The organism is Wolbachia endosymbiont of Phyllotreta cruciferae (genome assembly GCF_918697765.1).
Lineage (GTDB): Bacteria > Pseudomonadota > Alphaproteobacteria > Rickettsiales > Anaplasmataceae > Wolbachia > Wolbachia pipientis.
In genome coordinates, this window is record NZ_OU953855.1 from 199,228 (window position 1) to 212,332 (window position 13,105).

Here is a 13,105-nt window from a genome sequence, read left to right on the forward strand (position 1 = left end):
CCAGCCTGCTGGCTAGGCTTTGCCTGGGTTGGATTTTCACCAACTGGACTTTACGCACTTTGCTTGGCGCACGCATGTTTCACCTAAAAAGGACACATTTTAAACTTCTTTGTTGAAATAAAATAGAAACAAAAGTGCTGTTTCCTGCGGCTTCTGGATAATTTAATGGTAAAAGTTTTAGAGAGAAATTTTATACACTATCGCTGATATTTTTCCTTAAGTTGACGCCATTGTCTGTTCAGATGCATGGCTAATGTACAAATATTGAAACAAAAATTCCAGTGCTCCCTTTCTTGTCATCCCAGTGCCCAGACACTGGGATCCAGGATTTTGATTAGCACTAAGTTGGTGAGCATATAAGTGTTATGTTAAAATATAACGTTTTTACGGAAAGTCTGGATCCCAGTGTCACGCACTGGAATGACATCGTTTACTATGTGCCATATTGCAATGTTCGTACAGTTGTGCGCGGTATAGATTCCGCTAACAAGTAGCGGAATGACGAATTTGTTGTTTTTCAAATTGTGGGCAAACCTAAGCCACTTTAGCTATAAATCAATAAAAACTAATTTCTGCTTTTTTCAATGATTTTCTTTGCTTCTTCCACACCAACCCATTCTCCAACTGCTACCGTTTTTCCCTTTTCTAGATCTTTATAATGAGAAAAGAAATGAGTAATTTTATCTAGTAGGCTTTTAGATAAGTCAGAATAGTCCTTTATATTGTCATAATAGCTATCAACACTGGAAACAGGCACAGCTAATATTTTCTCATCTTCTCCTTTTTCATCTTTAGTGAGTAATGCGCCTATCGGACGCACCGATATTAAAACACTAGATGCTAAGGGAAACTGAGTTAGCACCAAAACATCCACAGGATCACCATCACCTGCGCAGGTATTTGGTACAAACCCATAATTGCAAGGATAAGTCATTGAGGTAGATAAAAATCTGTCAACTTGTAACAACCTAAACTCTTTATTAAATTCATACTTTACAGGCTCAGCATTCGCACTTATTTCAATTACCACATTCACCGCATTTGGTCCTGCTGTTATTTTACTTAAATCCATAAATTACCTCTTAACTTAAGAATAAGCATTATACAATATATGCTTTTAAGTTGCTACATTTATGTAATTCTAAACTTATTTTGCACGGGCTGTCCTAAATTTTCATTCGTCATCTTATTGACTGTTGAAAGTGGTGGTTCCTGTGATAATTGAAATAAAGCATATACTATTACGATAGTAAGCACTGCAGCAATTACTAGATTAGCAAAATTATCCTGTGGTAGGACACCTTTTATTGGATTAAATAATTTTTGCTCCATAAAGAAATAATCAGCAACATATAACCCTTACTTTTACCCACAAATGTAAAAAGTGAGTAAGCTAAATAATTTAGGATCAAAATGATAGAAACAAGTACAAGCGTGCAATATACAGATGGCTTATGGGATAAATGGCTGGAAAGAGAGTTAAAACACATTAATTTGGGAGATAAAAGGCTTAATAAAAGGCTTATAAAAACAAGTTATTGCATAGAGGGTAAGGCATCTGGTTCAATTAATCAAAGCTGTAGTGGGTGGAAAGAAGCTAAGGGTGCATATAGATTATTTAGCAATGAAAAGCTTGAAGATAAGGAAATTTATTCTTCCCATTATAAAGAAACTAAGGAAAGAATAAAAGGAAACCAGTTGGTCTTTTCAGTTCAAGATACAAGTTATTTGGATTTTGACTCTCATATAAAGACCTTACTTTTACCCACAATTTTGAGAGGTTATGATGTGAAGCATAACAATGCTCTCCTTAAGGTTTTCATAGCCCCGCCATAGAGTCATAGACCCTGGTAAATTATCACTTTTTCTATTCATAAATCACCCAATTTTCCTAACCAAATAATAGCTTGTTTTATGTTTGGAGGTTCTTCGGGTAATGTTGCTACCCGATACTCACGCATGTAAAGGACCTTCCACTCTTCGTTGCTTAAAATTTTAGTACAAATTTCCATGGGATTTGATAAAGCCACTTTTGTCAAATATAAAATTTTAAACGCGATTATACTTTTTATAGCAATTAACTTCTGTAATCTTTCTTTTGTAGCTAAGCGGGAGCTTTCTATCTTACATCCTGATTTTAAAATCCTAAAATACTCTTCAATTTTCCACCTTAGCTTATACCAATTTATCTTTTCTATGGCATCTAAAGTATTATTAATCGGTACATTAGTTAGTAGAGTCCAGTCGATAGCTTCCAATCCATCAGGAGGATTTGTTTCTTTTGCACTTACCACATATACAGGGATTTTATCACTTATTTTATGTATTGTATCTTTTGACCCATAAATGGAAGAAGATCTGATAGGTATATAGCCTTTCATATACTTAACTTCAATATTAGCTTTCCTTGATCTCTGGTTTCCACCTTTAGTAACTTCTAGAGAAATTTTCTTTTTTACTGGCAGTTGAGTGATGCGTGTTTGCAAATCTGTTTTTCCGACTTCAGTACAGATAAATCTTCTATTAGCTCGATTGCGGATTACATAAAAACTACCTAACGTCTCAGCCACCCATAAAAATTTGAAGATGTCTGCTTCCCTATCACCAAGGGTAACAAGTTGTACATTTGGAGGAAGGTTGTTTATAGTTTCTTTAAGAGCTGTTATCCACTTATAACTTTCTTTTTCTTCTATGGAGGTACGGTATTTTCTGTTTGCTTTTTCTTGTGCCGTTTCTTCTTCCCTAATAGAACGCGCCCAACATTGTTGGGAAGATAGACCTAAAGGTAATCCGTCTCTGCTGACTATTAAGGCACTATGCAACAGTAAACCCATTTTATGCTTTGTATAAGCTTTAGAAATACTGCCTAGTCTCTTGGTCTTTATACTTACTTTTACCCACAAATGTAAAAAGTGAGTAAGCTAAATAATTTAGGATCAAAATGATAGAAACAAGTACAAGCGTGCAATATACAGATGGCTTAGGGGATAAATGGCATAAGTGTTGAAAGTAACACAAAAAAGACATAAAGAACTATTATTGCAAGAAAATGGAGGCAATAATGGATCAAATAGAAAGAGTACTAAATTTAATAAAAGATGAGGATTTAGAAAGGCTAGGAAAATTAAGTGAAGTAGATAAATGTAATACTAAATTGTTGGGCAAGATTATATTTAAAGGTCTAATGAAGTTAATATTAATGGGGCAAAAAACAAGCCTAAGAGCGCTAGAAATGGTAATAAACAGGTGTATAATGGATAAGAATAGCGATAAAAGTACAGTAACATACAGTGGTTTGTCAAAAAGGTTAAAAGTTATAAATCCAGAATATTTTAAGGGAGTATATATTGATTTGATGAGCAAGATTAAAAAGCTATTACCCCAAAAAACATCAAATAACTTACATAAGTTTGATTCGACGATCATAAATTTATCGGGATATCTCATAAAAGATGGGCTAAAAATAGGCGGTAAAAGTAACGACAGTCAAGTTAAAGTGAGTGTAGGATTAAAGGATCAATTGCCGACAAGTATAAGATTTTGTAAAGGACAAGAAGAAAGTAGTGAAGATATAGCATTAGTGAGAGCAATTAATGAAGCTAAAGTTGAAAAAGAGGATATTTTATTATTTGATAGAGGAATCAGAAAAGTTGGAACTTTTGCCGAATTTGATGAAAAGGAGTACAAATTTATCACAAGAGTTAAAGTAGGAAGAAAACATGATGTTATAAGCAGGAACAAAGTTATAAGAGAACAAAAATCGGATGGATCAGAGATTTTAGAAGATATAATAGTTAATCTTTATCGTGCACGAGGTAAAGTGGCAGAAAAGCATGATCTACGGCTAATAAAAATCAGAAATAAAATTGGAGATGAAATATGGTTTTTGACAAACTTGTTTGAAATGCCAGCTTATGAAGTAACAGAGCTATATAGGCGCAGATGGGATATAGAAGTGTTCTTTAAATTTATAAAGCAAAATCTTGGATATAAGCACTTTTTAAGCCATACTATGAATGGCATGAAGGTGTATATTTACATGATTATTATTACGGCTTTGTTATTTCTTGTTTATAAAATCAAAAATAATCTACATGGGTTCAAAATAGCATTACTGCAATTCACATTGGATCTAAATGACTCTTTTATACGTTCGATTGTTTTACTGTCGGGAGGTAATTTACATGCCGTTGATCATCTCATATCACGTTATTTTTGATACTTTCAACACTTATGGGATAAATGGCTGGAAAGAGAGTTAAAACACATTAATTTGGGAGATAAAAGGCTTAATAAAAGGCTTATAAAAACAAGTTATTGCATAGAGGGTAAGGCATCTGGTTCAATTAATCAAAGCTGTAGTGGGTGGAAAGAAGCTAAGGGTGCATATAGATTATTTAGCAATGAAAAGCTTGAAGATAAGGAAATTTATTCTTCCCATTATAAAGAAACTAAGGAAAGAATAAAAGGAAACCAGTTGGTCTTTTCAGTTCAAGATACAAGTTATTTGGATTTTGACTCTCATATAAAGACCTTACTATTACCCACAAATATAAATGTTTGTTGCATAGCTCTTAATGGCATAACTTTTGCTTGAAATAACTGTTTATATGGTGCAATTTACAGCTTTTAGTTGCTAAAATTATAACTCTTAGTTTAATAATTTTAATCTAATAAGCTTTCAGGTTAATAAAATTAAATTATTTGAGTAAATACAATACTATGTTTTTATTTGTGGGTAAAAGTAAGTATAAAGACCAAGAGACTAGGCAGTATTTCTAAAGCTTATACAAAGCATAAAATGGGTTTACTGTTGCATAGTGCCTTAATAGTCAGCAGAGACGGATTACCTTTAGGTCTATCTTCCCAACAATGTTGGGCGCGTTCTATTAGGGAAGAAGAAACGGCACAAGAAAAAGCAAACAGAAAATACCGTACCTCCATAGAAGAAAAAGAAAGTTATAAGTGGATAACAGCTCTTAAAGAAACTATAAACAACCTTCCTCCAAATGTACAACTTGTTACCCTTGGTGATAGGGAAGCAGACATCTTCAAATTTTTATGGGTGGCTGAGACGTTAGGTAGTTTTTATGTAATCCGCAATCGAGCTAATAGAAGATTTATCTGTACTGAAGTCGGAAAAACAGATTTGCAAACACGCATCACTCAACTGCCAGTAAAAAAGAAAATTTCTCTAGAAGTTACTAAAGGTGGAAACCAGAGATCAAGGAAAGCTAATATTGAAGTTAAGTATATGAAAGGCTATATACCTATCAGATCTTCTTCCATTTATGGGTCAAAAGATACAATACATAAAATAAGTGATAAAATCCCTGTATATGTGGTAAGTGCAAAAGAAACAAATCCTCCTGATGGATTGGAAGCTATCGACTGGACTCTACTAACTAATGTACCGATTAATAATACTTTAGATGCCATAGAAAAGATAAATTGGTATAAGCTAAGGTGGAAAATTGAAGAGTATTTTAGGATTTTAAAATCAGGATGTAAGATAGAAAGCTCCCGCTTAGCTACAAAAGAAAGATTACAGAAGTTAATTGCTATAAAAAGTATAATCGCGTTTAAAATTTTATATTTGACAAAAGTGGCTTTATCAAATCCCATGGAAATTTGTACTAAAATTTTAAGCAACGAAGAGTGGAAGGTCCTTTACATGCGTGAGTATCGGGTAGCAACATTACCCGAAGAACCTCCAAACATAAAACAAGCTATTATTTGGTTAGGAAAATTGGGTGATTTATGAATAGAAAAAGTGATAATTTACCAGGGTCTATGACTCTATGGCGGGGCTATGAAAACCTTAAGGAGAGCATTGTTATGCTTCACATCATAACCTCTCAAAATTGTGGGTAAAAGTAAGCATTAAACCAAATGGTATTGCGATAAATAAAATACAATCAACTATAAATGCTAGAGTACGTCTTGTCATCGTTGAGTAGTTTACTTTTTTATCCATGTACTACCTATAAAGAAAAATATCAACTAGATTTATAGTCTATCACTACTGTTTTTGCAATTTTATCGTAAAAAGTCTGTTTGCGTTGATCAAATACTGCAAACAAAAATAAAATTAGCACAATTAAAAGATATAGAAAAGTATAACCATGATAATGCAGATGAAGCAAAAAGCGAAAAATAATCCAGATGCTTCCCTTAGAAATACATCTTATTGTTGCTTGCATAAGGGTAACATTTGTAAATGTATTAGCATCTTTAATATGCATACCACACAATAGTTTTCCTGGGGTACCACCAAGTTTTGTTACCATTAATATTTTGGATATTGTTAGTACTAATGTTGCGACCACTGTAGAAACTATAAATGGTATTTCTGTTGCTAGTTGTGCAAGTTCCTGAAAAGAGTCTTTATCTTGATCTTGTAATGATACGATGAATACACCATAGATAAAACCGAAGATAAAATGAGGGGAAAATATGATGAGGTCAAGTATTTCTGCTACAATACGCCTTGTAAATCCTACATAATTTACTTTAACATTTATTTCAGTATTCATAACCCCACCTATATTTCATAATATCATCATATAATATAAAAATACGTTATTAAATAACCGTAAATATACTAACTTGGGTAATATTAGCTACTTGTGCCACTCTATTATTTAAATTAATATTAAATCATTTATAACTAGGGAAGTTATGTCAACACCAATCACAGTTGCATATGGCGACGGTATCGGACCAGAAATCATGGAAGCGGTGCTGTCGATATTGCGCGAAGCAGAAGCGAAAATCTCAATAGATATTATTGAAATAGGGGAGCGTGTTTATAGTAAAGAATGGTCTCACGGAATTTCTCCAAGTGGTTGGGAATCAATTGAAAGGACAAAAATATTATTAAAATCTCCAACAACAACTCCTCAAGGTAAAGGCCACAAAAGCTTAAACGTTGCACTCAGAAAAAATCTAGGGTTGTATGCAAATATCAGACCATGCATTTCATATCATCCTGTTATAGAAAATAAATTCGATAAGTTTGATATCGTAGTAATACGTGAAAATGAAGAGGACGTTTACACCGGAATAGAGCACAGGCTCACTGGTGACTCTTACCAATGCACTAAAATTATTACTAGATCCGGCTCAGAAAAAATATGCAGGTACGCTTTTGAATATGCAAAAAAACATAGTAGAAAGAAGGTAACTTGTCTTACTAAAGATAACATAATGAAAATGACTGACGGAACTTTCCATGCGGCGTTTGATCGTATTGCAAAGGAATACCCGGACATAAAGGCAGAACATTATATAGTCGATATTGGGATGGCACGTGTTGCCACAGAACCGGAGAATTTCGATGTTATAGTAACCGAGAACTTATATGGCGATATATTATCGGACATTGTGGCGCAAACCTCTGGATCTGTTGGACTCGCTGGAAGTAGCAATATAGGTAATGAATATGCAATGTTTGAAGCAGTGCACGGTTCTGCTCCTGATATTGCAGGAAAAAACATAGCTAATCCTTCTGGACTTTTGAATGCTGCAGTGCATATGTTGGTCTACATCAGTCAAGTGAGTACTGCAAAACTAATTTACGATGCATGGCTCAAGACTTTGGAGGATGGAATACATACCGCCGATTTATATAAAGAGAAAAAGAGTAAACAGAAAATTGGTACCAAAGAATTTGCAGAAGCCGTTATAGATAATCTAGGAAAAAAACCGAAAACATTATCTGAGCTTACAGTCGGTAGCAGTACAAATAGCAAAATAAGTGAAATACAAAATAGCTATGAACAGGACTATAAAACCAAAAAGCTAGTAGGTAGTGATATAGCGCTTGCTTGGGACAAATCCAGCAACTTTGACCAAATAGTTAGGTTATTTGAATCGAGTAATCTGCAAATGATAGCAATATACTCAAAAGGTCTTGCGATTTGGCCAGGAAACTCAAAACCTTCAAGTGATCAAATAACCTGTAGGTTTATCGCAAATAATGAAAAGCAAGCTATTACAAATAGTGATGTGAATAACTTGCTAATCAAACTTGAAGAACACAATTTTGACGTGGTGAGAATGGACAAATTGTATTTGTATGATGGGAAAGAGGGGTTCTTTGTTTAAATATTTAAAAGAGGTGTGGTAAATGAAATGGACTCAAAAAAAGTAGAACTAATATTTGAAAAGTTTCAACAATCAAATCCTGCGCCAAAAATAGAGCTAAATTATACCAATCATTTTACGTTACTGGTTGCGATAGTTTTATCAGCGCGGACAACTGATGTAAGCGTTAATAAAATTACAAGAGAACTATTTAATATCGCTGATACGCCAGAAAAAATGCTGAGCTTTGGGCAGAGTGAGCTGAAAAAATGCATAAGCAGTATTGGTTTATATAATTCCAAAGCAAAAAATATAATCGGGCTTAGTAAAATATTGGTAGAACGATACAACAGCAAAGTACCTACTAATTTTGATGATTTGGTGTCTTTGCCTGGAGTGGGGAGAAAGAGCGCTAATGTGTTCTTAAATTCGGGGCTGGGCATTCCAACATTGGCAGTTGATACTCACGTTTTTAGAGTGAGCAATAGAATTGGGCTTGTGAAAGAAAAAGATGTGTTTAAAACAGAGCAATCTCTTTTAAATGTGGTTCCCAAAAAATACCTGCTTTATGCTCATCATTGGCTAGTTTTGCATGGTAGATATGTTTGCAAAGCACAGAAACCTTCGTGTGAAACGTGCATAATTCATGATTTATGTGAATTTGAGTGCAAAAGGTATAAAGTCTAGTATTTCTTCTTTTGTCATCCAAGTAGCTATAGAAACGAAAAAACTTACTTGACACATTTTGCTGGAATGATACAAGTTATTATTCAAACAACAGTTATGCAAGAGATCTGATTACATCTAAGCTAACAATGGACCACTAGATATATTACTAACCACGTTGACCTGATTCAATATTTTATTAGTGGGATTGAAATAATTTTCTATAAATTCCTTATATATAGCTGTTAACTTGTGTATATCGTTTACTGATACGCATTCGTTTATCTGATGTGCAGTTTTGTTGATTATACCAAATTCAATCACTGGACAAACATCTTTGATAAACGCAGCGTCAGATGTGCCACCACTTGTGCTCAACGCAGCATCAATACTGGTAACTTTATTTATTGCATCAAGCATAATATCAGTATTCCTATCGGGAGTAGAGAGGAAAACGTCCCTGCTGCTATGCATAAAAAGCTTATAATCGTTAGTTACACTAGAGCATATTTCATCAATCAGCTTATATAAGCCACCCGGTGTTTGTTCATTGTTATATCGAATGTTAAAACGTGTAGTTGCTGAGCCAGGTATTAGATTGCTAGTATTATTTCCAACATCGATAGTAGTAACTTCGCAATGTGAAGGCTGAAAATATTTATTACCATGATCAAAAGTAGTATTTTTTACCTTACTCAATATCGATATTACCTTATATATTGGATTGTCTGCTAGGTCTGGGTAGGCAACGTGCCCTTGTTTTCCATGGCAAATTAATTCAAATGTTACAGAACCTCTTCTGCCTATTTTTATGGTATCACCTAATTTCTTACTACTGGTTGGTTCGCCAACCACACAAAAATCTATCTTTTTCTGCTTATTTTTCATCCATTCCAAAACTGCCTTTGTTCCATATTCTTCCATGCTTTCTTCAGCACTGGTAATCAATGCACTTATCGAACCATTAAATTGAAACTTCTCTGCAATCAAATTTACCATAGCAGCAATAAATGCAGCTACTCCGCTTTTCATATCAGCGGCCCCTCTTCCATATAGCATTCCATCCCTCACTTCTGGATTAAATGGACCAAATGCCCAATCTTTTAACTGACCCGGTGGTACAACATCAACGTGCCCAGCAAAGCACAAATTTGGTACTCCATTTATATATTTCGCATAAAGATTTTTAACTTTATCACCAAATTCTAAAATCTCACAATCAAAGCCGCTCTTCTTGAAGATTGTTGCTATATACTCTATTGCCCCGCTGTCTTCTGGTGTTATACTCTCAAAAGAGATCAATTTCCTAGTTAGCTCTACAGGGTCAATTTTCATGTCAATCTTAAAATACTTATACTGCTATATTGTAAACACTCTATGCACTATTTAAAACAAATATTACATCAAACCGAACAAACTTTTCTAAGGGAAGTAATAACAGATTACTACCTTGCTGATGATATCTATGAAATATGCACACGACACGGAAATGACGTCTTTCTAGTTGCAGATAAAAATACAGCAAAACTTTTAAACAAAAACGTACTTAATAAAATTCCTAACTTAATTATTCCAGCTCCACCTGTCATTCCAGCGCGTGACACTGGAATCCATAAGTTGTTTTCCTGGATCCCAGTGTCAGCTACTTGCATGACACCAAGCAGAGCTGCCTCTCTTGAAACCGTAAATCTAGTTAGAAACAAAGCAAAAGACAGTGACTTAATAGTTGCATTTGGTAGCGGCACTGTTAACGATATCTGCAAATATGCAAGCTACCTCGAGAAAAAAGATTATATATCGTTCCCAACAGCCGCTTCTATGAATGGATATACCTCTGCAAATGCTTCAATATTAGTAAATGGATATAAAAAATCGTTCAAAGCACATCTTCCAAGAGCAGTATATATAGATATAGACATACTTGCCAATGCACCACTGCGTCTCACATTAAGCGGATTTGCAGATTTCATTTGTCGTTCAACAGTTCAGGCTGACTGGCTACTATCTCATTTGTTGCTTGGCACAGAATACAATGAATTACCTTTTACACTTGTTCGCGATTTGGAGCAAATTTTGCTAAGAGAGTATACGGCGCTTACTAAAAGAAGTAGAAAAGTGGTCCTATTACTTATGGAAGTTCTACTAATTTCAGGACTTGGAATGGTAATATCAAAAGGCAGCTATTCTGCAAGCCAAGGAGAGCATATGGTAGCTCACGCAATGGAAATGGTAACAAGAGATCATTCCTTACTACATGGCGAAAAAATTGCTGTTACGACGATTACCATGGCTAATTTGCAGGAAAAGATATTATCAATACAAAACCCGATTATCAAACCGACCACTTTAGATGTAAAACATATAACTCAGTGCTTTGATAATATCGAATTTGTAAGAACTTTTGAACAGAAGCAAATTATGCAGCAAAAAATCCAAGAGATTATTTGTAAAGAATGGCATAATATTTCCAGTTTAATTAAGCAAAATTTACTACCTGCAAAACACCTGCAAAAAATATTTGAAGATCTATCAATTCCACACTTACCAGAGCACCTCAGTTGGAATAAAGAACAATATTGTAAAGTGGTCGATCTTGCGTTTACAACAAGAGATAGATTCACCTTTCTTGACTTAGCTAACTGCATAGAAGAAAGTTAAGTTTTGTAGTGAAATTCTGTCATTTAAAGAGATCATAGGCCAAAAGCTAAACCCTTTTCACAATCTCTTATCCATTGTCTCCTCACCTGAGTGGATATACAACTCATTCCAAGTAACTGACACTGGGTTTCACCAATAGCACTGCTTTGCTAAACATAGTTTAGTTCGAGTGGCTGAGGAGGGACTTGAACCCCCGACCAAGAGATTATGATCCTCCTGCTCTACCAACTGAGCTACTCAGCCTAATTAAAAACCTTATTATACACACGATCTATATGTTTCGTATAATACTTCAAATCAAACAAAGATTCAAGTTTTTCCGAGTTAATAACCTTAAGTAAGGGTTTATCTTGTTTCAATTCGGCCAGAAAATCACTGTTGTTTTGTTTCACTTTCATTGCATTGCTCTGAACAATTTTATACGCCTCTTCCCTCGCCAAACCACTATTTACTAACTCAAGCAATACACGCTGTGAGAAAACTAAACCTTTTGAAGAATTTAAGTTCTTTTCAATGTTTTCCTTATTGATCACCAATTTATCTATCAAATCTGTTAATCGCACTAAAGCAAAATCCATTGTTATACAAGCATCAGGAGCAATGCATCTTTCCACAGACGAGTGTGATATATCACGTTCGTGCCACAATGCAACATTTTCTAACGCAGGAAAAACATAACTGCGTATTAAACGTGAGAGTCCAGTCAGATTTTCACTTAAAATAGGATTACATTTGTGTGGCATAGCAGAGCTTCCCTTCTGCCCAGTGGAAAAATGCTCAGAAATTTCGCCGATTTCAGTTCTTTGCAAATGACGAATTTCAACAGCAACATTTTCTATTGAGCTTGCAATCACTCCCAAAACTGAAAAGAACATAGCATGTCTATCACGAGGAATGACTTGAGACGATATGATTTCAGGTATGAGTCCTATTTCTTTCGCTACATATTCTTCAACAAACGGATCAACATTTGCAAAATTGCCTACTGCACCTGATATTTTACAAATTGAGATCTCTTTTTGCGCGCTAATTAATCTCTGATAATTGCGTTTAAATTCAGCATAAAATCTGGCAAATTTTATTCCAAGAGTTGTTGGTTCTGCATGCATTCCGTGACTGCGTCCAACACAAACAATATCTTTATAGTCCTCAGCTTTTTTTTTCAATGCTGCAAGTAAATTTTTTAGATTCTCGAGCAAAATATCACAGGACTCTTTCAGTTGCACCGCAAGGCATGTATCCAAAACATCAGAACTTGTCATTCCATAATGAAGATAACGAACATCAACTCCCGCTTTTTCAGCAACATATGTCAGAAAAGCTATAACATCATGTTTTACAATGGATTCAATTTCGTTGATATATTCAACATCAAATTCAATAGCACCAGAGAGGTTCTCAGCAATATTATTCGGAATCACTCCTAACTTTGCTTGAGCTTCACACGCTAATTTTTCTATTTTAAGCCATATATTAAATTTATTATTTTCCTCCCAAATGGAAGACATTTCTTTTCTGCTATAGCGGGGAATCATTTTTGATTTATTCCAATAATGGTGTCATTCCAGTGCGTGACACTGGAATCCAGATATAAAAGTATTTGCAAATTATTCAATGGACAACGGATTCTAGAAGCATAAAATAATGTCCATGATGAAATAAACTGGATCCCAGTGTCACGCACTGGGATGAC

14 protein-coding genes and 1 tRNA gene are annotated in these 13,105 nt (G+C 34.6%); 7 read left to right on the forward strand and 8 right to left on the reverse strand.

The window, feature by feature from the left end; genetic code table 11:
• Positions 1 to 565: 565 nt before the first annotated feature.
• Entirely contained in the window at positions 566 to 1,072 is a 507-nt protein-coding gene (gene ppa, locus NL281_RS00990) for an inorganic diphosphatase (protein ID WP_010082061.1), read from the reverse strand.
• Positions 1,073 to 1,131: 59 nt separating this feature from the next.
• Complete coding sequence (locus NL281_RS00995; RefSeq protein ID WP_253303423.1) at positions 1,132 to 1,332, reverse strand: hypothetical protein; 201 nt, start codon at positions 1,330 to 1,332, stop codon at positions 1,132 to 1,134.
• An 81-nt stretch (positions 1,333 to 1,413) separates the two neighbouring features.
• On the opposite strand from NL281_RS00995, the gene NL281_RS01000 reads away from it, so the two are divergent.
• Entirely contained in the window at positions 1,414 to 1,836 is a 423-nt protein-coding gene (locus NL281_RS01000; RefSeq protein WP_253303424.1) for an IS4/Tn5 family transposase DNA-binding protein, read from the forward strand.
• Between the two features lie 35 nt (positions 1,837 to 1,871).
• On the opposite strand, the gene NL281_RS01005 is transcribed toward NL281_RS01000, so the two are convergent.
• Positions 1,872 to 2,903, reverse strand: a complete 1,032-nt coding sequence (locus tag NL281_RS01005) for an IS4 family transposase (protein WP_253303376.1) — start codon at positions 2,901 to 2,903, stop codon at positions 1,872 to 1,874.
• A 146-nt stretch (positions 2,904 to 3,049) separates the two neighbouring features.
• Here NL281_RS01005 and NL281_RS01010 point away from each other — a divergent pair, with 146 nt between their 5' ends.
• The 3 genes from NL281_RS01010 to NL281_RS01020 all read left to right on the forward strand — a co-directional run bounded on the left by NL281_RS01010 (position 3,050) and on the right by NL281_RS01020 (position 5,764).
• A complete protein-coding gene (locus NL281_RS01010; protein ID WP_253303197.1) occupies positions 3,050 to 4,219 on the forward strand; it encodes an IS4 family transposase in 1,170 nt (389 codons plus the stop codon).
• A gap of 27 nt (positions 4,220 to 4,246) precedes the next feature.
• Complete coding sequence (locus tag NL281_RS01015; protein WP_370274043.1) at positions 4,247 to 4,597, forward strand: IS4/Tn5 family transposase DNA-binding protein; 351 nt, start codon at positions 4,247 to 4,249, stop codon at positions 4,595 to 4,597.
• A gap of 135 nt (positions 4,598 to 4,732) precedes the next feature.
• Complete coding sequence (locus NL281_RS01020; RefSeq protein ID WP_253303376.1) at positions 4,733 to 5,764, forward strand: IS4 family transposase; 1,032 nt, start codon at positions 4,733 to 4,735, stop codon at positions 5,762 to 5,764.
• An 84-nt stretch (positions 5,765 to 5,848) separates the two neighbouring features.
• On the opposite strand, the gene NL281_RS08435 is transcribed toward NL281_RS01020, so the two are convergent.
• Positions 5,849 to 5,977: a hypothetical protein gene (locus tag NL281_RS08435; RefSeq protein WP_256469377.1), complete on the reverse strand. Its 129-nt coding sequence runs from the start codon at positions 5,975 to 5,977 to the stop codon at positions 5,849 to 5,851.
• A 22-nt stretch (positions 5,978 to 5,999) separates the two neighbouring features.
• On the reverse strand, positions 6,000 to 6,536 hold the full coding sequence (locus tag NL281_RS01025) for an RDD family protein (RefSeq protein WP_006279799.1): 537 nt from the start codon (positions 6,534 to 6,536) through the stop codon (positions 6,000 to 6,002).
• A 145-nt stretch (positions 6,537 to 6,681) separates the two neighbouring features.
• On the opposite strand from NL281_RS01025, the gene icd reads away from it, so the two are divergent.
• A complete protein-coding gene (gene icd / locus NL281_RS01030) occupies positions 6,682 to 8,109 on the forward strand; it encodes an isocitrate dehydrogenase (protein ID WP_006279798.1) in 1,428 nt (475 codons plus the stop codon).
• 27 nt (positions 8,110 to 8,136) lie between these two features.
• Entirely contained in the window at positions 8,137 to 8,775 is a 639-nt protein-coding gene (gene nth, locus NL281_RS01035) for an endonuclease III (RefSeq protein ID WP_006279797.1), read from the forward strand.
• A 117-nt stretch (positions 8,776 to 8,892) separates the two neighbouring features.
• On the opposite strand, the gene dapE is transcribed toward nth, so the two are convergent.
• Positions 8,893 to 10,089 carry a succinyl-diaminopimelate desuccinylase gene (gene dapE, locus NL281_RS01040; protein ID WP_182320691.1) on the reverse strand — a complete coding sequence of 399 codons (1,197 nt, stop codon included), beginning with the start codon at positions 10,087 to 10,089 and terminating at the stop codon, positions 8,893 to 8,895.
• A 42-nt stretch (positions 10,090 to 10,131) separates the two neighbouring features.
• Between dapE and NL281_RS01045 the strand changes: the two genes are divergently transcribed.
• A complete protein-coding gene (locus NL281_RS01045) occupies positions 10,132 to 11,412 on the forward strand; it encodes an iron-containing alcohol dehydrogenase (RefSeq protein ID WP_253303426.1) in 1,281 nt (426 codons plus the stop codon).
• Between the two features lie 170 nt (positions 11,413 to 11,582).
• On the opposite strand, the gene NL281_RS01050 is transcribed toward NL281_RS01045, so the two are convergent.
• Positions 11,583 to 11,655 (reverse strand) — tRNA-Met (locus NL281_RS01050).
• Complete coding sequence (gene purB, locus NL281_RS01055; RefSeq protein ID WP_253303427.1) at positions 11,655 to 12,947, reverse strand: adenylosuccinate lyase; 1,293 nt, start codon at positions 12,945 to 12,947, stop codon at positions 11,655 to 11,657. Before purB ends, NL281_RS01050 begins: the two co-directional genes overlap by 1 nt.
• Positions 12,948 to 13,105 lie beyond the last annotated feature (158 nt).

Excerpts from the sequence above, each read along its gene's own strand:
- ppa (WP_010082061.1), bottom strand. The coding sequence starts at position 1,072 with ATGGATTTAAGTAAAATAACAGCAGGACCAAATGCGGTGAATGTGGTA.
- NL281_RS00995 (WP_253303423.1), bottom strand. The coding sequence starts at position 1,332 with ATGGAGCAAAAATTATTTAATCCAATAAAAGGTGTCCTACCACAGGAT.
- NL281_RS01000 (WP_253303424.1), top strand. The coding sequence starts at position 1,414 with ATGATAGAAACAAGTACAAGCGTGCAATATACAGATGGCTTATGGGAT.
- NL281_RS01010 (WP_253303197.1), top strand. The coding sequence starts at position 3,050 with ATGGAGGCAATAATGGATCAAATAGAAAGAGTACTAAATTTAATAAAA.
- NL281_RS08435 (WP_256469377.1), bottom strand. The coding sequence starts at position 5,977 with ATGGATAAAAAAGTAAACTACTCAACGATGACAAGACGTACTCTAGCA.
- NL281_RS01025 (WP_006279799.1), bottom strand. The coding sequence starts at position 6,536 with ATGAATACTGAAATAAATGTTAAAGTAAATTATGTAGGATTTACAAGG.
- icd (WP_006279798.1), top strand. The coding sequence starts at position 6,682 with ATGTCAACACCAATCACAGTTGCATATGGCGACGGTATCGGACCAGAA.
- nth (WP_006279797.1), top strand. The coding sequence starts at position 8,137 with ATGGACTCAAAAAAAGTAGAACTAATATTTGAAAAGTTTCAACAATCA.
- dapE (WP_182320691.1), bottom strand. The coding sequence starts at position 10,089 with ATGAAAATTGACCCTGTAGAGCTAACTAGGAAATTGATCTCTTTTGAG.
- NL281_RS01045 (WP_253303426.1), top strand. The coding sequence starts at position 10,132 with ATGCACTATTTAAAACAAATATTACATCAAACCGAACAAACTTTTCTA.
- purB (WP_253303427.1), bottom strand. The coding sequence starts at position 12,947 with ATGATTCCCCGCTATAGCAGAAAAGAAATGTCTTCCATTTGGGAGGAA.